Consider the following 20,490-nt stretch of genomic DNA (forward strand, 5'->3'; position numbering starts at 1 on the left):
CCCGGCCGGCAGCAGGGGCGGCGTTTCACGTGAAACGCCGCCCCTGACCCGTTTCGGGGACCGGGTCCGGGCGGGTGGCCGTGGTGGACTGTCGAGGTGCAAAACGACTCGGAGGAAAACGGGCCCGGCGCCGGACGTGAACGGCCACGGTCCGCACCGCCGTTGCTGCCGGTCCAGGCCCGCCGTGCCGCGGCCTGGTGTCTGGTGGCGCTGCTGCTCGCGGCCGTGGCGGCCCTCGTGGTGTGGCTGTGCATCGAACTGAGCGCGGCGGTCACGCCCGTACTGCTGGCGCTGCTCGGCAGCGGGCTGCTCGGACCGCTCCACCGGCGGCTGGTGGCGATGAAGCTCAACCGCTCACTGGCCGCCGGACTGACCTGTGCGGTCCTGCTGGTGGTGGTCGGTGGCGCCGGGTACATCGTCGTCAGCGCGCTGGTCGACACCGGTGACCAGATCATCTCCTCGCTCAGGCAAGCCGCCAAGGACCTCTCCCAGCACTTCGGTGCGGCCGGTACCTCGCTCGACGATCTCGCCTCCCGGTCCAAGGGGCTGGTGACCAAGTTCGGCGGCACCGCGGCCTCGGGGCTGCTGACCGGTGTCAGCGCGGTCGGCCAGTTCCTCGCCGCCTCGGTCCTGGCCCTGCTGCTGACCTTCTTCTTCCTGCGGGACGCGGACAAGGCCGTCCGCACCTTGCACCACTGGGCGCCCGGCAGCTCCGCACCGCAGCTGGAGCGGATGGCCCGCCGCGGCTTCCAGTCCATCGAAGGCTTTATGCGGGGCACCACTTTCATCGCCCTGATCGACGCCGTCTGCATCACCGTCGGACTGCTGATCCTCCGGGTGCCGGGCGCCGTCGGGCTGGGCGCGCTGGTCTTCGTCGGCGCCTATGTCCCCTACCTCGGCGCCTTCATCTCCGGCGCCGTGGCGATCCTGGTGGCGCTGGCCGACCGCGGCTTTGTGATCGCGCTCTGGGCGCTCGGCGTCGTCCTGGCCGTGCAGGTGCTGGAGGGGCATGTACTGCAGCCGATGATCCAGAGCCGGACGGTCAAGATGCATCCGGCGACGGTGCTGCTGGCGATCACCGCGGGTGCCAGCGTCGCCGGGATCCTCGGCATGCTGCTGTCCGTACCGCTGACCGCGGCCGTCACCGGCATCCTCCACGAGCTGCGGGAGCACTACGCCGCGGGACCGGACTCCGGTGACACCGGACCCGCCGCCTCCCCCGCGTCCTCGTAGAGCTCGAACCACGTCGACTTGCCGTCCCCGCGCGGGTCCACGCCCCAGGAGCCGGCCAGCAGTTCCAGCAGCATCAGACCGCGCCCCGACGACGCCAGTTCGCCGGGGCAGCGGCGGTGCGGCAGCTCATCGCTGCTGTCGGCGACATCGACGCGGATGCGCCGGGCGCCCCGCTCACCGGTGATCTCGGCGACCAGCAGCGCCTCTCCGTCGGTGTGCAGCAGGACGTTGGTGACCATCTCGGAGACCATCAGCACCGCCGAGTCCACCTGGTCCGGGTCGGCCCAGTCGTGCAGCACGTCACGCACCTGACGGCGCGCCTCGGCTATCCGCTCCGGCTCGGCCTGCGCGACGGAGAGCACCGTGCGCCGTATGGGCTGCGGCGCGAACAGGCCGCCGGTCCCGACCCCGCAGCCGGCGGCCTCGCGGCACAGCAGCAGCACGGCGATGTCGTCCTCGCGGCGGTCCGCCAGCGGCCCGGTGGTGTGGTGCGAGGACGGTCCGTGCACAGCCTGGACCAGGGCGTCGGCCAGCCGCTCCAGGCTCTCGCCGTCCCCGTCGGGCTGATGCGCCTCGATGATGTCGCGCAGCCGCTCCCGGCCGGTCTCCAGATCGTGGCCGCCGGTCTCGATCAGCCCGTCGGTGCACACCATCATGGTCTCGCCGGGCTCCAGGACGAGCCGGGTGGTCGGGTAGTCGGCGTCCGGGACGATGCCCAGCGGCAGCCCGCCCGCGGTGGGCCGGACCAGCACCGTGCCGTCGCTCATCCGGATCGCCGGGTCGGGGTGGCCGGCCCGTGCGATGTCCAGCAGCCCCGTCGCCGGGTCCACCTCGATGTAGAGGCAGGTCGCAAAGCGCTGGTCCTCGCCGTGGCCGCGGAGTTCGGTCTCGTTGATCCCGGCCAGGAACCGGGAGGCACGGGAGAGCACCGCATCGGGGTGGTGGCCCTCGGAGGCGTAGGCCCGCAGTGCGATCCGCAGCTGCCCCATCAGGCCCGCCGCCCGTACGTCGTGCCCCTGGACATCCCCGATGACCAGCGCGATCCGGCCGGACGGCAGCGGGATCATGTCGTACCAGTCGCCGCCGACCGCCAGCCCGCCGCCAGTCGGGACATAGCGGGCCGCGACCGTCATCCCCGGGATGTCCGGCTGCACCGTGGGCATCATGCTGCGCTGCAGCCCCAGTGCCAGCTCCTGCTGCTCCTCCTGCATACCGGCCCTGGCCAGCGCCTGTGCCAGCATCCGGGCAACGGTGGTCAGCACCGAGCGCTCATCGGGCGTGAACGCCACCGGCTGGGCGAACGCCGCCATCCAGGCGCCGATCGTCCGGCCCGCGTTCACCAGCGGCAGGAATGCCCAGGACGTCCGGCGGAAGCGGGCGGCCAGCGGCCAGGTGCCGGGGTAACGGCGGCTGTACTCCTCGGGCGTGGGCAGGTAGATGGCCCGGCCGGTACGGATGACCTCGGCGGCCGGGTAGTCGGTCTCCAGCGTCATGGCGACGAACGGCCGCTCGTCGTCGCCGTGGTGGCCGTGATGGCCGATGACCGACAGCCGGTCGCCCTCGATGCCGAAGACCGCCAGCCCGTCCGGCATGAACCCGGGCATGGACAGTCCGGCCGCGACCCGCAGCACCTCGGCGGTGGACCGCGCCTCGGCCAGCCCCCGGCCCGCGTCCAGCAGGAACGCCTCGCGCGAGCGGCGCCAGTCGCCGGTGATCGGGGTGTGCGCGGCGGAGGTGCCGGGCTGCGGTTCGGGCACCTCCTGAAGGGTGCCGACCAGCTCGAAGCCGCCGTCGACGATGCGGGGGCGGGAGCGGGAGCGGACGATGCGCTGCACCCGTCCGCGCTCGTCCACGATGCGCAGCCGGGCCTCCGCGAGCGTCTTCTCGGCGAGTGCGAGCTGCACGATCCCGTTGATCTCGGCGAAGTCGACGGGATGAAAACGGGAGCGCACCGCGGCCTCGGTCAGCTCCACGGGGGCGGCGGGCAGCCCGAGCAGCCGGGCCGCTTCGGAGTCGAGGGTCACCCGTCCTGCCGCGTTGTCCCAGCGCCACAGGCCGGTCGCGATGGCGGCCAGGAGATCCTCGGTGCGCATTGCCTCACTTTATGTGTGTTTAGCGGGACCGGACCAGCGATCCGGACGTGACCATCGTCCCAATGCGGACACCCCGCCCCGCTGATGCGTATATGTCAACGAAGCCGTGCGGGCCGGGACGGTAACCTGGAGCGGTTATGTCAATCCTGGGGTGGCCTTTCGGGTGATCCACGGGGAGAGCGACCGGGCACCCGCGCCCGTACTCCTTTTCCTCTCCCTCTCCCGACAACTCCCTGCCTCGACCTCGCGACGACTTGGATGAGCGATGCATCGGTACCGGTCCCATAACTGCGGCGAGCTCCGAGCCGCGGACGTCGACACCGACGTCCGCCTCAGCGGCTGGCTGCACAATCGACGTGACCTGGGCGGCATCCTCTTCATCGATCTGCGCGACCACTACGGTCTCGTTCAGCTCGTCGCCCGCCCCGGCACCCCCGCCAACGAGGCCCTTGGCTCCCTGACCAAGGAGACCGTCGTCCGGATCGACGGCAAGGTCAGCGCGCGCGGCGCCGACAACGTCAACCCCGACCTGCCGACGGGCGAGATCGAGATCGAGGTCTCCGACGTCGAGGTGCTCGGCGCCGCCGACCAGATCCCCTTCACGATCAACGCGGACGACGGCGTCAACGAGGAGCGGCGCCTGGAGTACCGCTTCCTCGACCTGCGCCGTGAGCGGATGCACCGCAACATCATGCTGCGCACCGCCGTCATCTCCGCCATCCGCCACAAGATGGTGGCCCTCGGCTTCAACGAGATGGCGACCCCGATCCTGTCCGCGACCTCTCCCGAGGGCGCCCGCGACTTCCTGGTCCCCTCGCGTCTGCACGCCGGCAAGTTCTATGCGCTGCCGCAGGCCCCGCAGCAGTTCAAGCAGCTGCTGATGATCGCGGGCTTCGACCGCTACTTCCAGATCGCGCCCTGCTTCCGCGACGAGGACGCCCGCGCGGACCGCTCGCCGGGCGAGTTCTACCAGCTCGACATCGAGATGAGCTTCGTCGAGCAGGAGGACGTCTTCCGGCCCGTCGAGAAGCTGATGACCGAGCTGTTCACCGAGTTCGGCAACGGCCGTACGGTCACCTCCCCCTTCCCGCGCATCCCGTTCCGCGAGGCGATGCTCAAGTACGGCTCCGACAAGCCGGACCTGCGCGCCGAGCTGGAGCTGGTCGATGTCTCGGATGTCTTCGCCGGCTCCGGCTTCAAGGCCTTCGCCGACAAGCACGTCCGCGCCCTGGCCGTGCCGGACACCGCCGACCAGTCGCGCAAGTTCTTCGACCAGCTGGGCGACTTCGCCGTCCAGCAGGGCGCCAAGGGCCTGGCCTGGGTCCGCGTCGGTGACGAGGACGCGCTGACCGGCCCGATCGCCAAGTTCCTCACCGAGGACGACGTCAAGGCGCTGGTCGCCGCCCTGGACCTCAAGCCCGGCCACGCCGTCTTCTTCGGCGCCGGCGAGTTCGACGAGGTCTCCAAGATCATGGGTGCGGTCCGCGTCGAGGCCGCCAAGCGCGTCGGCCGCTTCGTCGAGGACGAGTTCCGTTTCTGCTGGATCGTCGACTTCCCGATGTTCGAGAAGGACGAGGACACCGGCAAGATCGAGTTCTCGCACAACCCCTTCTCCATGCCGCAGGGCGGCCTGGAGGCGCTGGAGACCAAGGACCCGCTGGACATCCTGGCCTGGCAGTACGACATCGTCTGCAACGGCACCGAGCTGTCCTCCGGCGCCATCCGTAACCACGAGCCCGAGGTCATGTACAAGGCCTTCGCGATCGCCGGCTACGACAAGGAGACGGTCGAGGCGGAGTTCGGCGGCATGCTCCGTGCCTTCAAGTTCGGCGCCCCGCCGCACGGTGGCATCGCCCCCGGCGTCGACCGCATCGTCATGCTGCTGGCCGACGAGCCCAACATCCGCGAGACCATCGCCTTCCCGCTCAACGGCAACGCCCAGGACCTGCTGATGGGCGCCCCGAGCGAGGTCGACGAGGCGCGCCTCAAGGAGCTGCACCTCTCCCTGCGCAAGCCGCAGGCGAAGTAGGCGGTATCCGCCCGGGGCGAGAAGCCCCGGACAGGCTCAGGGGCGGCGTTTCACGTGAAACGCCGCCCCGGCCCGTGTGCGGCCCCGTCGGCCGGGAGCGGCACGTCCCCGCGGACGGCTCCGGATCCGGCCGCGTGCCCCGACCGCCCCATCCGTGTGGCAGGGCCCCGGCAGGGCACGCACTGTGGTGCCCATGCAGCAAGCAAGTCTCCTCACCGCCAGGTCCGTCCTGGGGCCGCCGGCTCGGGTGACCCGCCCCGTTCCGGCCGGCGACCTGCGGTGGCTCACCGCCGTGGCCGTCGTCTTCACCGCCTGCCTGCTCGCCTCCGCCGTCGCCGCCTCCGGCCTGGGGTGGGACGAGACGGTGTACGTCAGCCAGGTCGACCCCCATACGCCGGCCGCGTTCTTCAGCGCCCCGCGCGCTCGCGGTGTCACCTTCCTGCTCGCCCCGGTGGCGGCCCTGACGACCTCGGCGACCGTGCTGCACTGCTACCTCGCGGTGCTCTCCGGCGCCGCGCTCCTGCTCGCCCTGTGCACCTGGCGCCGGGTGCTGCCCGCCCCCGTACCGGCCCTGGGCGGCGCGCTGTTCGCCGGGCTGTGGGTCACGCTCTTCTACGGCGGACAGGCGATGCCCAACCTGTGGGTCGGCTACGCCGCGCTCGCCGCCACCGGCTGCTTCCTGCGGGCCGTACGGCAGCCGCCCCGCCAACTGGCCCCGCGCCGCGACTGGCGTGCCGCGGCCGGCCTCGCCGCCGCGGTCGCCGTGGCCGCGCTGATGCGTCCCACCGACGCCATCTGGCTGGCCGTGCCGCTCTGCGCCGCCGCGCTGTGCGTCCCGTCCTGGCGGCGCCCCGCCGTGCTGCTCGCGCTGCCGGCCGGCCTGGCACTGGGGTGTGCCCCCTGGGTCGTGGAGGCGTATCTGTCCTACGGCGGGCTGCTGGCGCGGCTGCACAGGGCCGCGCAGATTCAGGGCGGTCTCGGCTGGCATCTGACCTTCGACGACCACGCACGGGCACTGCAGGGCAAGACCCTGTGCCGCCCCTGCCATCTGAGCTGGGAACACCCGGTGACGGCGGTGTGGTGGCTGGTGCTGCCCCTGGCGGTCGCCGGAGCGGTGTGGGCGGCGCTGCGCGCCCGCGAGCCGCGTGGCGGGCTGCACGGGTACGGGCCGGCGGAGCGCAGCGGGGCCCGGCACCCCCTCGGGCTGGCGCCCATCCGGCCCCGCAGCATCGGACCGGACCCGGACGGTCCCCCGCCCGGCTGCGGGCGGCACGGCCGTGGCCCCGCCTGGCCGCTGGTGCGCCTGAGCGACCCCCGCGGCCCGCTGCACCGGTACGGCCCGGCTCCCGTCGTCCTCCCGGCCCTGGTCGGCCTCTGCCTGGCCGCCCCCTACCTCCTGACGGTGGACTACGCGGCGCCCCGCTTCCTGCTGCCCGCCTACGCCCTGCTGATGATGCCGGCCGCCTGGTTCCTGTACTGGCTGACCCTCCTGCCGCGCCGCCGGCACGCCTGGGCGGTGGCCTTCCTCGTCCTTGCGCTGCTGAGCCACGAGGTCATCCAACTGACGGTCTGGCACACGATGGTGCGGAGCACCGCACGGGCACAGGCCGGTGTCGAGCGGGTCGCCACGGCGCTGCGGGCGGCCGGCGTACGGCCGCCGTGTGTGGTGAGCGGCGAGGAGGCGGTACGGGTGGCGTACCGGGCGGGCTGTGCGTCCCGCCAGCCCCGCGGCCATGACGCCAGCGTCACCCCCGCGGGCCTGGCCCGGCTGGGGGCGCGCCGTCCGGTCGCCGTCGTGGTGGCCGGCGGTCAGCGGCCGCCGGCCTACGCCCGTGGCTGGCGGCGGGTCACCTTGCCGCCGGTGCCGGACTTCGGGCGGCTGGCCGCTTATGTGTCCTCGCCGCGCAAGCGCTGAGCGACGTCCTGCCGGGGACCGGACGGCCTCCGGACGCAGTGCGCCCGTCCGGCCCAGGGGGCGGACGGGCGCGAGTGTGGTGCTGAGAGGTCCGGGCGCGAACACGCCCGTGCCCGGACCGGCTTACCGCCCCGGGGCGCCGGCCGCAGCCGGCGCGCACGGGCGGACCTGGCCTACTGCTCCGCGCCGCCGAAGCGCTCGCGGTAGGACTCCAGATCGTCCTCGGTGATCTTCGCGAAGAGCACCGGCGGCACCGTGAAGGGCGTCCCGGCGGGCACCGAGGCCAGCGCCTTCGCCTCCTCCGTGGAAACCCACACCGCGGTGTCGTTCTCCAGGGCGAAGGCCCCCCGCATCGCCTTGGCCGACGACGGGATGAACGGCTCGGAGACGATCGAGTAGAGGTGGATGAGGTTCATCGCGGTCCGCAGCGTCAGCGCCGCCGCGTCCTTGTCGGTCTTGATCTCCAGCCACGGGGCCTTCTCCTCCAGGTAGGAGTTGCCCGCGCTCCACAGGGCGCGCAGCGAGGCCGCGGCCTTACGGAACTGCAGGGCCTCCATGTGGCCCTCGTACTCCGCCAGCAGCCCGGCGATCTCCTCGCCGAGCTTCTGCTCCGCGGCCCCGGCCTCGGCGCCCGCGGGCACCTCGTCACCGAAGCGCTTGCGGGAGAACGACAGCACCCGGTTGACGAAGTTGCCGAGGGTGTCCGCCAGGTCCTTGTTGACCGATGCCGAGAACAGCTCCCAGGTGAAGGAGGTGTCGTCCGACTCCGGGGCGTTGGCGATCAGGAAGTAGCGCCAGTAGTCGGCGGGCAGCAGCTCCAGCGCCGCGTCCGTGAAGATGCCGCGCCGCTGGGAGGTGGAGAACTTCCCGCCGTAGTAGTTGAGCCAGTTGAAGGCCTTGAGGAAGTCGACCTTCTTCCACGGCTCGCGGGTGCCCAGCTGCGTCGCCGGGAACATCACGGAGTGGAACGGCACATTGTCCTTGGCCATGAACTCCGTGTACCGGACGTCATCGGCCTCGTACCACCACGACTTCCAGTCGCGGCTGCCGTCGGAGACGGCGTCCGCCCACTCCTTGGTCGACCCGATGTACTCGATCGGGGCGTCGAACCAGACGTAGAAGACCTTGCCCTCGGCCGCCAGCTCCGGCCACACATCGGCCGGCACCGGAACGCCCCAGTCCAGGTCGCGGGTGATCGCCCGGTCCTGGAGGCCTTCGGTCAGCCACTTGTGCGCGATGGACGAGGCCAGCGTCGGCCAGTCCTTGCTGCCGTTGCCGTCCAGCCAGCCCTCGACCTCGTGCTGCAGCTTCGACTGGAGGAGGAAGAGGTGCTTGGTCTCGCGCACCTCCAGCTCACCGCTGCCGCTGATCGCCGACCGGGCGTCGATCAGATCGGTCGGGTCGAGCACCCGGGTGCAGTTCTCGCACTGGTCGCCGCGCGCCTTGTCGTAGCCGCAGTGCGGACACGTACCGACGATGTAGCGGTCGGGCAGGAAGCGGTCGTCGGCGATCGAGAAGACCTGGCGGATCGCCCGCTCCTCGATGAAGCCGTTCTCGTGGAGCTTGCGCGCGAAGTGCTGCGTCAGCTCCACGTTCTCCCGCGACGAGCTCCGGCCGAAGTAGTCGAATTCGAGGCCGAAGCCCTCGTAGATCGCCTTCTGCTTGTCGTGCTGCTCCGCGCAGAACGCGTCGACCGACTGGCCCGCGTCCTTCGCCGCCAGCTCGGCGGGGGTCCCGTGCTCGTCCGTCGCGCAGATGTAGAGCACGTCGTGCCCGCGCTGCCTCATATAGCGCGCATACACATCGGCCGGGAGCATGGACCCCACCATGTTGCCCAGGTGCTTGATCCCGTTGATATACGGAAGGGCGCTGGTGATGAGGTGTCGAGCCATTGCCGGCTGCTCCCAAGTCGCTACGGTGAGTGAGGATTTGCTTTACGGAACGTCAATATCGTACTGGACGGGGTGGGGGTGCCCGCGCGGCCTTTTCCGGGGTGACCGGCCCGCCCGTTCCGCCCTCTCACGCCGCCGCGTCCGCCGGCCTCGCGCTGTCCTCCGCCGGGGTCCGGCCCTGCCTCGCGGGCCGGCCGTTGACCAGTACTCCGGCGACCAGCGCGGCCAGCAGCATGATCGCTGAACCCGCACCGATGGCCACGGTGAACCCGTGCACCACTCCGCTCTTGACGATCCCCTCCCGCACCGCCGGGGTGAGGCCGAGCGCCCCGCTGCTGCGGGCCGCGGCCGCCAGCTGGTCCGCGATGTACGCCGCACTCGTCGAGGTCGCGATCGTGTTCAGCAGCGCCGTACCGATCGAACCGCCCACCTGCTGTGCCGTGTTGACCGTCGCGGAGGTGACACCGGAGTCGTGCGCGGCCACCCCGGACGTGGCCGTCGCCATCACCGGCATGAAGGTCAGGCCCATGCCGAGGCCGACGAGCAGCATGGCCGGAAGCACATGGGAGACATACGCGGGCTCGGCCGTCAGGAAGGTCAGGGTGAAGAGCCCCGCGGAGGCGAGGAGGGCGCCGGGGACCATCAGGAACCGGGGCGGGATCCGGTGCAGCAGCCGTGCCGAGATCTGCGTCGACCCGACGACGATCGCCGCCACCATCGGCAGGAAGGCCACCCCGGTCCTGAGCGGTGAATATCCGAGCACGGTCTGCAGGTAATAGGTCATGAACAGGAACATTCCGAACAGCCCGATGACCGCCAGCGCCATGGTCAGGAAGGCACCGCCACGATTCCGGTTGCGGACGATGTGCAACGGCAGCAGAGGGTGGCGCGCCCTGGTCTGCCACCACGCGAAGACGCCCAGCAGCACCACGCCCCCCAGCAGCAGCCCGAGGACCAGCCCGTCCCCCCAGCCCCGCGGCTCCGCTTCGCTGCACCCGTAAACGATCGCGACCAGACCACCGCAGCCCAGCACCACACCCGGAACGTCCAGGGAAACGCGCCCCCGCTCGGGGCGGTCGCGCAGGAAGACGGCGGCGCCGGTGAGGGCGATCACGGCGATCGGGATGTTCACGTACAGGCACCAGCGCCAGTTCAGATACTCGGTCAGCAGCCCGCCGGCGATCAGCCCGATGGCCGCGCCCCCGCCCGCGATCGCCCCGTAGATCCCGAAGGCCTTGCTGCGTTCCTTCCCGATGGTGAAGGTGGTGGTCAGCAACGACAGCGCGGAGGGGGCCAGCAGTGCCGCGAAGGCGCCCTGCAGTGCCCGCGCCCCGAACAGCAGCCCCGATCCGGTGGCCGCGCCGCCCAGCCCGGACGCGACGGCGAAGCCGACCAGCCCGATCATGAAGGTCCTCTTCCGCCCCGCCAGGTCGGCGACCCGCCCGCCGAGCAGCAGCAGCCCGCCGAAGGCGAGCGTGTACGCGGTGATCACCCACTGGCGGTTCGCGTCCGACATCCCCAGGTCCCGCTGGGCCGACGGCAGCGCGATATTCACGATGGTCGCGTCCAGCACCACCATCAACTGGGCAATCGCGATCACCACCAGCGCCCACCAGCGCCGTGGATCGGGCTCGGACGCGGTGGCCCAGGAGGGGATGCTGGGCCCGCGCGGCGCCGGAGGCGGCTCGCCGCCCCCCTCTCGGCTCGCCTCACCCATCACGACCCACCTCGCTCGCTGGTACGGCCGCCCCGGCACGCCCCGCCGGCCGGCACCTGAGCGGCAGGGGGAAAGCGGGGCATTTCACCCATTCAGCGTAGGCAGTGGGGCGGGAGGGCGCCTGCTGTGCCGGGGTCCGTGGGCTTTCGGTCTCAGCCCATGGGTTTCCGGACCTCGGTGCGGATCTTGGCCGTCTCGTCGGCGAGGGCCTGGAGGTCGATGGACTGCGGGTCCTGCGCCAGGTCCGCGCCGTCGGCCTTGGCGACGCTCGCGTTCGTACGGGAATCGGCCCAGACGCAATACGACAGGGTGATCTTCTGGCCCGACTGCCGGCGCACATCCACACCGCAGGTCAGCGGGCCTCCGCCGCTGCTCGGGGTGATTTTCCGGTCCGACACCGCGACGGCCGTGTTCCCGTCGCTCGTCATTCCCCGCAAGGTGTGATCGACGGCTGTCGCCGGGTCGTCGATGGTGCCGTAAATACCCATCATCACCAGCGTCGTGGTGCCGTTCGCGTACTGCCCGCCCGCGGTCTTCAGCCCGTGCGCGTAGGCCCCGTCGTGCGGCACCGACGCATCGGCCTGCTGGGACAGGTCCTTGACGAGCTTGTACTTCCCGCCGGCCAGCGTCTGCGGAACCGTGATCCGGTACTTGGGGCTCCCGTCGTCACCGCCGGAGCCGCCACCGGAGCTCTGGCCGCCGTGCAGTACCGCCGAGGCGACCATCCCCAGGAGCGCCAGACCGCCGAACGTCGCGCCGGCGATCGCCCATTTCTGCCCGGCGCTTTTCCTGGGCGGGAAGGGCGGCGGCATCCCCGGCCCGCCGTACCCGAACGGGGCCTGCTGCGGGGCGCCGTAGGGGCCTGGCTGCGCGTGGGCCCTGGCTGTCCGTAGGGGCCTGGCTGTCCGTACGGACCCGGAGCCGGGGCCGGACCCGGGGGCGCGGGTATCCAGCCTCCCGGAGCCTGCTGCTGGGGGCCGCCCGGCTGTCCGGGCGGCGGCGCGCCGGGCGGGAAACCGTGTCCGGGTGCATTCCCGGACCCCGGCTGGGGCTGCTGCGGCGTATTCATTTATTCCCCCTCGTTCCGGATTGACGGACTCGTTCCACATTTTCGGGCTTGTTCAGCATTCACGGATGAACGCTTTCCCGTGTCGAATTCCGTCCGTCGTATTCGTCATAGGCGGGTGTCGTGGCGCGGCACCCTGGAGTATTCGCGGTCGGTGATTTCGAGGAACACTCTGTCATACGGGACCGGTAACGCCAGGGGCGGTGTCCGGCGGATAACCGTCCCCGGGGTTCTTTTTCTTTCTCCCGCGGGCGGCCCCGTACCGCCGGGCACGAAAGGGGACGGCCGCGGCGGGCCCGGGGGCCCGGCCGCGGCCGGTGAGGTGTCGTCAGGGGAGCGGAAGCGCAATCCGCTGAAGAGCGGTCAGCTGTCCTTGATGATGCCCGCGGTGCGGGCCTCGGCAAGCCACTCGGGGAACTCCACCATCAGCTGCTGGTAGAGCTCGTCGTGGGAGAGGCTGCGCGGGGCGCGGCCGGCGTGGAAGAAGCCGGCATTGTCGACGACGCGCTTCTCCGGGACGGCCAGGTCGTCGAGCTTGCGGAGGAAGTCGAAGCCCTTGGCGTCCGGGTCACCGAAGCCGATGAACTGCCAGAAGATGGGGAGTCCGGCCGCCTCGCAGAGCGCCTTTTCGGCGGCCGGCTTGGAGGTCGGGGCGCCGTCGGTCTGGAAGATGACGAAGGCCGGGGCGGTGGAGCCGGACTTCTTGTAGTGCTCGACGACGGCGTTGATGGCCCAGTGGTAGTTCGTACGGCCCATGTGGCCGAGGCCGGCGTGCAGCTCCGCGATGCGGCCCTCGTAATTGGTGAGGTCGATGTCGGCGGTGCCGTCGATGTCGGTGGAGAAGAAGACGACGGGGACGGTGGCGTCGTCGTCGAAGTGCGCGGAGAGGCCGAGGGCCTGCTCGGCGAGGTTCTGGACCGTGCCGTCCTTGTAGTAGTTGCGCATCGAGCCGGAGCGGTCGAGGACCAGGTAGACGGCGGCGCGCTGGGTGGCGAGGCCGTTCTTGTCCAGGGTGGCGGCCGCGGACTTGTAGAGGCTGAGGAGCGCGGGGGCCGTGGCGGGGAGGGAGCCCGCGCCCTCGGACCGGTCCTCCGCCTGCGGCTTCGCCTCGGTCGCCTGCGGCTTCGCCTCGGTCGCCGGGCCGGCTGCGGGGGTCTCCGCGTCTGCGGGCTTTGCCTCGGCGGTCTCTTCGGCGGCTGCCGTGTCTTCGACGGCCTTGTCCTCGGTGGCCTTCACGTCGGCGGCCTTGTCCTCGGCCTCCTCGGTCCGGGGTGCGGGGGCGGTCGCCGGGGCAGCCTGGGAGGTGGCTTCCGGCTGGTCGGCGGCCTTGGCGTCGGCGCCGGTGTTGGTGTCGGCCTTCGGCTCGGTGTCGGCCTTTGCCTCCGCCGTCTCTTCGGGCTTCGCTTCCGGCTCGGGGGTGGCCTCCGGCTCGGGGGTGGCTTCCGGCGCTGCCGCCGCCTCTGCCGCGGACGGCTCGGTCTCGGTCGCGTTCTCGGCAGCGGCCTCGGCCTCGGACTCGGCGACGGCAGCCGCGGCAGCGGCCTTGTCCGCAGGCTCCGCGACGACCTCCGCCGCAGGCTCGGCCTCCGCAGGCTCAGCCTCCACCACGGACTCGGCCTCCGTCACGGGCTCCGGCTTGTCGAAGGCCTGGCTCACCAGGTCGGAGACGGGGGCGGCAGCGGCCGGGGTGGCAGCCGGGGCCGCTTCCGCGGCGGACGGCTCGGCCGCCGCGGGCGCACCGGCGTCGGCGTCGGCGTGAGCGTCGGCGTCGGCGTCGGCGTCGGCACCAGCCTCGTCCTCCCGCACCACGGAAGTCTCCGCAGCCCGGTCTCCCCGGTCCGCCCGGTCTCCCCGGTCCGCCGGGCCGCCCTGTGCCGGCAGCGTCGCGGTGGTCGGGGCCGGAGCCGGGTCCGCGTCGGGGCTCTCCGTGGGGGCGGTCCGTGCGGCCGGCACCTCGGCCTCCGGAGCGGCGGTCGGGGTGGACTCTTCGCGAGCCTCCGGGATGGTCGCGGACTCCGGCTTGTCGGCGCCGCTCGGGGCCGCGCCGGTTTCTTCACGGGTCGCCTTGGAGCGACCGAAAGCGTTGCGCAGCAGACTCCGAATGCCCATCGGCGAACCTCTCTTGCGTGTGGTGGGTGCGGCGTATGTCCGTGAAGCGCGGACATGTCCCTGACCAGGACGGATACGTAAGGGTAGCCGCCGACACCGGCCTCATCGTGGGACCCCGCGCCTTGTGCGGTGGGCCATCCGGGGGTGTTGCGGAGGCCGGTGGTTTCAGCCGGCGCGGCCCGGGCGCGTTCGCCCTGCGTACGAGGTGGTCCGGTCGTCCGCACCTGCTCCTCGGCCGTCCACAAAACCTCCCCGCAGTCCGTACGAGCCTCCTGCCGGGACGTACCCACCGCCCCGGCGGCCGCGCACTGACTGCACCGACGGCCCGTCCCCGCCGGCTCGACGTGTCCTGCGCAGCAAGGGGCCGCAGGGGAAGGGGCGTTGGTGCGACCCCTGCCACGACTCCGGCCACGGCGCCGGCCCGGCACCGGCTCCGGGCCCGCCCACATCACGCCGCGGAAACGATGTGGCAAGAGCTGGGTAAGAAGTGAGTCGCGCATGTATCCGATGGGCAGGTGTGCCCGTCTTCTCCGGTGACCATTGTCCAGAGCCGCCCGTTGTGCCTTAGGCGGCCGGTAAGAAGGCAAGAACCCTTTCGAGGGTGACGGGAGATGTGGGCGCATGGGGCTGACCAGTCAGTCGCTCGAATACACGGTGATCGTGCTGGCGGTGGCCAGTGTCGCCGCCACGGTGTGGCTCTGGCCTCGGCTGTCGCGGCGCGGGGTGGGTCCCGTCCTGGGCAGACTGGGCGCCATCCTGGTCACCCAGGTGTCGATCGTGTGTGCGCTCGCCCTCGCCGTGAACACGAACTTCGAGTTCTACGGCAACTGGGACGAGCTGCTGGGCAACAACGACAAGGCCCCGGTGTCCGTGAGCCAGGGGGGCGGGGAGTACGCCTCGGTCGGCAACATGAAGGGCGGGCTGGTCCAGCCGGCCGGTCCGCAGGGCCTCGACCGGGTGACCGGACTGCCCAAGGGGGCCGCGGACAAGGTGGGCAAGGTCGAGTCCGTACGGATCGTCGGCCGTCGTAGCCGGGCCATAAACCCCGGCTTCGTCTACCTGCCGCCGCAGTACTTCCAGCAGCAGTTCCGCCGTCAGCGGTTCCCTGTCATGGTCGTCATCAGCGGTTACCCCGGCGGGATCATGAACCTCGCGCAGCACCTCCAGGTGCCGCAGAACGCGGGCCGGCTGATCGCGCAGGGCAAGATGCAGCCGACCGTGATCGTGATGGTCCGGCCGACGATCGCGCCGCCGCGGGACACCGAGTGTGTGGATGTGCCGGGCGGGCCGCAGGCCGAGACGTTCTTCACCAAGGACCTGCCGGACGCCATGAAGTCGGCCTACCGGGTGGGCCACGACCCCAGCGCCTGGGGTGCGTTCGGGTACTCGTCCGGTGGCAGCTGCTCGCTGCAGCTGGCGATGCGCAACCCGAACGCCTACACCTCTGCGGTCTCGCTCTCGGGTGACTACGCGATCAAGGACGACCTGACCACCGGCAGCCTCTTCGGCCCCGGCCCCGAGGGCGCCAAGCGGGAGCGTGAGCACGATCTGCTGTGGCGGCTGAAGAACCTGCCCGCGCCGCAGATCTCCGCGCTGGTCGCCAGCAGCCGCCAGGGCGAGGCGGATTACGGCGAGACGATGAAGTTCATCCATGCCGCGAAGTCGCCGATGTCGGTCGACTCGATCATCCTGCCGCGGGGCAGTCACCAGTTCACGACCTGGCGGCGCGAGGTCGTGCCGGCCCTGGAGTGGCAGAGCCAGCAGCTGACGTTCCCGCAGGACACCGAGGCTGCCTCCCCGTCGCGGAAGCCGGGCGCGGGCGCACCGGGCAAGGGCGGCGCGCCGGGTAAGGGCAGTGCTTCGGGCGCCGACCAGCAGGCCGGGCCGTCCAAGTCGCCGACCGCGTCCGACGACAAGGGACGCCGGCGGGTGGAGGCGGAGCGCCCCCAGGGGTGAGCCGCAGAGGAGCTGAGAGCAGGGGCGTCGGAGTTGTCCGGCGCCCCTGTGGCGTGTGGTGGGGCTGTGGCCGGGGTGCGGGATTTGGCGGCGGGTGTGCCCGCGGGGTGACGTGTGTGCAGCGTGGGGCGGCCGTCCGTGGCGGTCACATGATTCGCCGGGCCCCGGGTAACTGGATGTCCCATCGGCGCACAGCGCACCTCGCACCCCCGGGAGTGACCTCATGGCGCGTACGCAACAGGGCGACGAGGCGGTGTGGTCCCCCGTGGCCGCGCGGGCCCCGCTGGCCGTCCGGATCCTGCTGCTGGTGCTGGCCTTCGCCGCGATGGTGGCCTTCGCGGTGGCGCTGGCCCGGGTCACGCTGACCCCGTCGGCGGCCTCGGTGCCGCTGACCCACCCCAACCTCCGCCCCGGCGACTCGATCCGGAGCTATCTGGCGCAGCCGCACCTGGCCGATACGGTCAAGCAGCTCGGTGGCAACGTCCTGTTGGGGGTGCCGTTCGGGGTGCTGCTGCCGGTGCTGCTGCCCCGGGCGCGCGGGCTGCTCCGGGTCGGTGTGGCGACGGCACTGGTGATGCTGCTGGTGGAGCTGGTGCAGGGGGCGCTGATCACCGGCCGGGCGTTCGACATCGACGATGTGATCCTCAACTGCGCCGGCGCGCTGATCGGTTACCTGCTGCTGGGGCTCCGGCTGGGCCGCGCGGTGCATCCGCGGCGCCGCCACTGGTGGCACCGGATCGGGGGAAAGGCCTCGGCAGTGGGGCAGTAGCCGCCCAAGCCTCCAAGGCGCCCGCTCCGTAGGGTCCGCCCCGTAGCACCGTGAAACATCCGCCCCGTGCCGGACACTACGGGCGGTAGACCATCCCCGGCTCCGGCTTCGCCGGGGACAGCAGCTGGGAGACGGTGACGACCGTGTAGCCGCGCTTCTTCAGCTCCTTGAGGATGCCGGGGACGGCCGGCACGGTCCCCTGGTAGATGTCGTGCAGCAGGATGATGCCGTCGCGCTCGGTCTGGTCGAGCACCCGCTTGGTGATCAGGGCCGAGTCGTTGGTCTGGTAGGCCTTGGCGGTCACGCTCCACAGGACCTGCGCCAGGCCGAGCCGCTTGCTGATCTCGGAGACCTCTCCGTCGGTCCTGCCCTGGGGCGGGCGCATCAGCTTCGGCGTCTTGCCGGTGATCTTGCGGACCGCGTCCTGGACGCGGGACAGCTCGCGGGTGGCCTCGTCGGGCTCGATGTCGGTCAGGATCTGGTGCGACCAGGTGTGGTTGGCCAGCTCATGGCCCTCGGCGTCGATCCGCTTCACCTCGGCGGGGCGCTTGTCGACATGGTTCTGGCCGAGCATGAAGAAGGTCGCGTGCACCTTCTCCTTCTTGAGGATGTCCAGCAGGCGGTGGGTGTTCTCGCTGGGGCCGGCGTCGAAGGTGAGCGCGACGCACTTCGCCGTGCGGCAGTCGACGTCGTCGCCGCTGCCGTCCTTGCCGTCCGCTTTCTTGGCGTCCGCGTGCTTGCCGTCCGCGTGCTTGCCCTCCGCTTTCTTGGCGTCCCCGGCCGCGGCGAGCCGGGCGTCCTTCGCCTTGACGTCGGCGGCCGGTGCGTCGGCACGGGCGTCGGCCGGGGCGGTGACGTCGTAGGTGGCGCAGCCGCTGAGGGCCAGGGTCAGGGTGGTGGCCGCCAGCAGCCCGGCTATGGACGTACGGCGGGCCGTGGACATCTGCTTCGGCATACGGGCCTCTCTTCTGGCGGGTGCGGTCATCAGCGGGCCCATGACCTGCGTTTTTGCGCATGGCAAAGCCGACGCGTACGGCGGCGTCACCGCCTCGCGCCGCCCTCCGGTCACAGGGGTCGAACAGACCGATAGGGACTATACATAGGCAGTACACACTGCGTGTATACGTGGGGTGTGTAGGTGCACTGCGCAGATGAGGCGGGGAAGGGAGGCGGGCGGGCGCCGGGGTCTCGGGGCGGCCGTCCGCGCCCACCCCGATCGGACGCGTCCGCCGCGACACCCCGCCCCCGCCGGGGTGGACTCGTACCGTGACCGCGCCCTCGCCGGACGACTGTCTGGCCCGTAACGACTGGATCTGCGGCGACTACCTGAGCACCCGTCGGCAGATCCTGCTCGACGCGGTCGTCCAGCACCTCCAGCTGACGGTGATCTCGGTGGCGCTCGGGCTGGTGATCGCGGTTCCGCTGGCGCTGCTGGCCCGCCGCAGGCGCTGGACGGCCGGGCCGGTGCTCGGCATCACCACGGTGCTCTACACCATCCCGTCGCTGGCGATGTTCTCGCTGCTGCTGCCGGTCTACGGGCTGTCCGCCACCCTCGTCGTGGTCGGCCTCGCCCTGTACTCCCTCACCCTGCTCGTACGGAACATCCTGGCGGGACTGGACGGCGTCCCCGCCGAGGCCAAGGAGGCGGCCCGCGGGATGGGGTACGGGCCGACGCGGCAACTGCTGGCCATCGAGCTGCCGCTGGCCGTACCGGCCGCGATGGCCGGGCTGCGGATCGCCACCGTGTCGGCGGTCGCGCTCACCACCGTCGGGGCGATCGTCGGGTACGGCGGGCTGGGGAACCTCATCTACGCCGGGATGAACTCCTTCTTCAAGGCGCAGGTGCTCACCGCGTCCGTGCTGTGCGTGATTCTCGCGGTCTTTTTCGATCTGCTGCTGCTCGGCGCGGAGCGGCTGCTCACCCCGTGGCGCCGGGCCGGACACCGGGCGCGCGGGCGGACCCGGGCCGGCGAGGGAGTGAAGCGGCTGGTCACCGCTGCCGGGCGGCGGACATGAACACCCTCTCCGCGGTCTGGAGCTGGCTGACCACCGCCGCCCACTGGTCCGGTGAGAACGGTGTCTGGCACCGCCTCGAACAGCACCTCGTGCTCACCTTCGCCTGTCTGGTCATCAGCGCCCTGATCGCGCTGCCGGTCGCGCTGACCCTCGGCCACCTCGGCCGCGGCGGGGCCCTGGCCGTCAACCTCGCCAATATCGGCCGCGCGGTGCCGACCTTCGCCGTACTCGTCCTGCTGCTGCTGACTCCCCTCGGACGGCACGGGCAGTGGCCGACGATCATCGCGCTGGTGCTGTTCGCCGTCCCGCCGCTGCTGACCAACGCCTATGTCGGGATGCGCGAGGTGGACCGGAACGTGGTGCGGGCCGCGCGGGGCATGGGAATGACCGGGACGCAGCTGGTGTGGCGGGTCGAGGTGCCGCTCGCCTTCCCGCTCGTCCTGACCGGCATCCGGATCGCCGCGGTCCAGCTGGTGGCCACCGCCACGCTCGCCGCGCTGGTGGGCGGCGGCGGCCTGGGCCGGATCATCACGGCGGGGTTCAACCTGGCCAGCACGCCTCAGGTGGTCGCCGGCGCGGTTCTGGTCGCGGTGTTCGCGCTGCTGATGGAGGCCGCCTTCGAGCTGGCCCAGCGGTACGCGCCGGACCGGTCACGGGGGAGGATCCGGTGAGGGCGGCCGGTGCGGCGCGTGCTGCGCTCACCGCCGTCGCCGCCGTCACCGCACTCGGGCTCTCGGCCTGCGCCGGCGGCCCCTCCCTGGAGAACCGCTCCGCGATCACCGCCTCCCCCGGCGACAGCCACGATCTGGCCATCGGCTCGGCGGGCTTCACGGAGAGCGAGCTGCTGGCCCAGATGTACGCGGCGCTGCTCCAGCACGCCGGCTACCGCACCCACGTCCTGACGGTCGGCAACCGTGAGCTGTACGAACCGGCCCTGGAGGCCGGGCAGATCGATGTGGTCCCCGAGTACGCCGCCACCTTCGCTGACTGGCTCAACGCCAAGAACAAGGGGGCCGAGGCGGCCCCGGTCGCCTCGCCGGACCTCGACGCGACCATGGCCGCGCTGCGCCGCCTCGCCGGCCCCCGCGGTCTGACCGTGCTCCCGGCCGGCCGGGCCGTCGACCAGAACGCCTTCGCGGTGAGCGCCGCCCATGCCCGCCGGCACCACCTCAAGACCCTCGGCGACCTGGGCCGCGCCAAGCTGCCGGTGCGTCTGGCGGCGGGCGAGGAGTGTGTCCAGCGGCCGTTCTGCGCACCGGGGCTGAAGAAGAAGTACGGGATCCACCTCACCGCCATCGACCCGAAGGGTGTCGGCACCACGCCCGCCAAGCAGGCCGTCCAGAACGGTCAGGACCAGATGGTGCTGACCACCAGCACCGATGCCACCCTCGACCAGTTCGGCCTGGTGCTGCTCGCCGACGACAAGAAGCTCCAGAACGCGGACTACGTCGTCCCCGTCGTCCACCGCGCCCGCGCGGGCAGCGCACGGGTGGCCGCCGCGCTCAACCGGCTCAACAAGGTCCTGACCACCGCCGATCTGGCCCACCTCAATGAGGAGGTGGACAGCTGGCGGCGCCTGCCGGCGGATGTGGCCCGCAACTACCTGCGGTCCGAAGGACTGTTGCCCAGGGGGTGACGCCCGCCGGCGCGGGGAACGGGGAGCAGGGAGCGGGACGGTGGGGCGGCGGGGCGTTT

Annotated in this window: 14 protein-coding genes; 8 read left to right on the forward strand and 6 right to left on the reverse strand. The window is 71.6% G+C overall.

Translation table 11 applies throughout. The features are described 5' to 3' along the window. The first annotated feature begins 96 nt into the window (after nt 1-96). On the forward strand, nt 97-1,233 hold the full coding sequence (locus ABZ851_RS02850; RefSeq protein ID WP_361121135.1) for an AI-2E family transporter: 1,137 nt from the start codon (nt 97-99) through the stop codon (nt 1,231-1,233). On the opposite strand, the gene ABZ851_RS02855 is transcribed toward ABZ851_RS02850, so the two are convergent. Further along, on the reverse strand, nt 1,173-3,326 hold the full coding sequence (locus ABZ851_RS02855) for a SpoIIE family protein phosphatase (protein WP_361121138.1): 2,154 nt from the start codon (nt 3,324-3,326) through the stop codon (nt 1,173-1,175). The genes ABZ851_RS02850 and ABZ851_RS02855 overlap by 61 nt on opposite strands. 265 nt (nt 3,327-3,591) lie before the next feature. On the opposite strand from ABZ851_RS02855, the gene aspS reads away from it, so the two are divergent. Continuing rightward, a complete protein-coding gene (aspS, locus tag ABZ851_RS02860) occupies nt 3,592-5,355 on the forward strand; it encodes an aspartate--tRNA ligase (RefSeq protein WP_361121141.1) in 1,764 nt (587 codons plus the stop codon). 193 nt (nt 5,356-5,548) lie between these two features. After that, nucleotides 5,549-7,270, forward strand: coding sequence for a hypothetical protein (locus ABZ851_RS02865; protein WP_361121144.1), 1,722 nt, complete (start codon nt 5,549-5,551; stop codon nt 7,268-7,270). 173 nt (nt 7,271-7,443) lie between these two features. On the opposite strand, the gene metG is transcribed toward ABZ851_RS02865, so the two are convergent. The 4 genes from metG to ABZ851_RS02885 form a co-directional block, all read right to left on the reverse strand. Further along, complete coding sequence (gene metG / locus ABZ851_RS02870) at nt 7,444-9,162, reverse strand: methionine--tRNA ligase (RefSeq protein WP_361121147.1); 1,719 nt, start codon at nt 9,160-9,162, stop codon at nt 7,444-7,446. A gap of 127 nt (nt 9,163-9,289) precedes the next feature. Next, nucleotides 9,290-10,879 (reverse strand): MFS transporter, encoded by a 1,590-nt coding sequence (locus ABZ851_RS02875; protein WP_361121150.1) that lies wholly within the window; start codon nt 10,877-10,879, stop codon nt 9,290-9,292. A 152-nt stretch (nt 10,880-11,031) separates the two neighbouring features. After that, nucleotides 11,032-11,691, reverse strand: a complete 660-nt coding sequence (locus ABZ851_RS02880) for a hypothetical protein (protein WP_361121153.1) — start codon at nt 11,689-11,691, stop codon at nt 11,032-11,034. Between the two features lie 617 nt (nt 11,692-12,308). Then, nucleotides 12,309-14,054, reverse strand: a complete 1,746-nt coding sequence (locus ABZ851_RS02885) for a VWA domain-containing protein (protein ID WP_361121156.1) — start codon at nt 14,052-14,054, stop codon at nt 12,309-12,311. A 621-nt stretch (nt 14,055-14,675) separates the two neighbouring features. Here ABZ851_RS02885 and ABZ851_RS02890 point away from each other — a divergent pair. Continuing rightward, nucleotides 14,676-16,010 (forward strand): alpha/beta hydrolase-fold protein, encoded by a 1,335-nt coding sequence (locus ABZ851_RS02890; protein WP_361121159.1) that lies wholly within the window; start codon nt 14,676-14,678, stop codon nt 16,008-16,010. Between the two features lie 223 nt (nt 16,011-16,233). Then, nucleotides 16,234-16,779 (forward strand): VanZ family protein, encoded by a 546-nt coding sequence (locus ABZ851_RS02895; protein WP_361121162.1) that lies wholly within the window; start codon nt 16,234-16,236, stop codon nt 16,777-16,779. A gap of 76 nt (nt 16,780-16,855) precedes the next feature. Here the strand turns inward: ABZ851_RS02895 and ABZ851_RS02900 are convergent, their stop codons facing one another. Then, nucleotides 16,856-17,734: a polysaccharide deacetylase family protein gene (locus ABZ851_RS02900; RefSeq protein WP_361121165.1), complete on the reverse strand. Its 879-nt coding sequence runs from the start codon at nt 17,732-17,734 to the stop codon at nt 16,856-16,858. A 311-nt stretch (nt 17,735-18,045) separates the two neighbouring features. On the opposite strand from ABZ851_RS02900, the gene ABZ851_RS02905 reads away from it, so the two are divergent. From ABZ851_RS02905 to ABZ851_RS02915, 3 genes are read left to right on the forward strand one after another with little or no spacing between them, the layout of a single operon-like run. Further along, entirely contained in the window at nt 18,046-18,795 is a 750-nt protein-coding gene (locus ABZ851_RS02905) for an ABC transporter permease (protein ID WP_361121168.1), read from the forward strand. Continuing rightward, nucleotides 18,792-19,466 (forward strand): ABC transporter permease subunit, encoded by a 675-nt coding sequence (locus ABZ851_RS02910; protein WP_361121171.1) that lies wholly within the window; start codon nt 18,792-18,794, stop codon nt 19,464-19,466. Before ABZ851_RS02905 ends, ABZ851_RS02910 begins: the two co-directional genes overlap by 4 nt. Continuing rightward, complete coding sequence (locus tag ABZ851_RS02915; RefSeq protein ID WP_361121174.1) at nt 19,463-20,431, forward strand: ABC transporter substrate-binding protein; 969 nt, start codon at nt 19,463-19,465, stop codon at nt 20,429-20,431. The genes ABZ851_RS02910 and ABZ851_RS02915 overlap by 4 nt, the downstream gene beginning before the upstream one ends. Nucleotides 20,432-20,490 lie beyond the last annotated feature (59 nt).

It is taken from the genome of Streptomyces sp. NPDC047049 (assembly GCF_040643995.1).
Lineage (GTDB): Bacteria > Actinomycetota > Actinomycetes > Streptomycetales > Streptomycetaceae > Streptomyces > Streptomyces mooreae.

What these genes read in the sequence shown, in the direction of transcription:
- ABZ851_RS02855 (WP_361121138.1), bottom strand. Translation starts at nt 3,326, where the DNA reads ATGCGCACCGAGGATCTCCTGGCCGCCATCGCGACCGGCCTGTGGCGC.
- aspS (WP_361121141.1), top strand. Translation starts at nt 3,592, where the DNA reads ATGCATCGGTACCGGTCCCATAACTGCGGCGAGCTCCGAGCCGCGGAC.
- ABZ851_RS02865 (WP_361121144.1), top strand. Translation starts at nt 5,549, where the DNA reads ATGCAGCAAGCAAGTCTCCTCACCGCCAGGTCCGTCCTGGGGCCGCCG.
- metG (WP_361121147.1), bottom strand. Translation starts at nt 9,162, where the DNA reads ATGGCTCGACACCTCATCACCAGCGCCCTTCCGTATATCAACGGGATC.
- ABZ851_RS02875 (WP_361121150.1), bottom strand. Translation starts at nt 10,879, where the DNA reads ATGGGTGAGGCGAGCCGAGAGGGGGGCGGCGAGCCGCCTCCGGCGCCG.
- ABZ851_RS02880 (WP_361121153.1), bottom strand. Translation starts at nt 11,691, where the DNA reads ATGCCGCCGCCCTTCCCGCCCAGGAAAAGCGCCGGGCAGAAATGGGCG.
- ABZ851_RS02885 (WP_361121156.1), bottom strand. Translation starts at nt 14,054, where the DNA reads ATGGGCATTCGGAGTCTGCTGCGCAACGCTTTCGGTCGCTCCAAGGCG.
- ABZ851_RS02890 (WP_361121159.1), top strand. Translation starts at nt 14,676, where the DNA reads ATGGGGCTGACCAGTCAGTCGCTCGAATACACGGTGATCGTGCTGGCG.
- ABZ851_RS02895 (WP_361121162.1), top strand. Translation starts at nt 16,234, where the DNA reads ATGGCGCGTACGCAACAGGGCGACGAGGCGGTGTGGTCCCCCGTGGCC.
- ABZ851_RS02900 (WP_361121165.1), bottom strand. Translation starts at nt 17,734, where the DNA reads ATGCCGAAGCAGATGTCCACGGCCCGCCGTACGTCCATAGCCGGGCTG.
- ABZ851_RS02910 (WP_361121171.1), top strand. Translation starts at nt 18,792, where the DNA reads ATGAACACCCTCTCCGCGGTCTGGAGCTGGCTGACCACCGCCGCCCAC.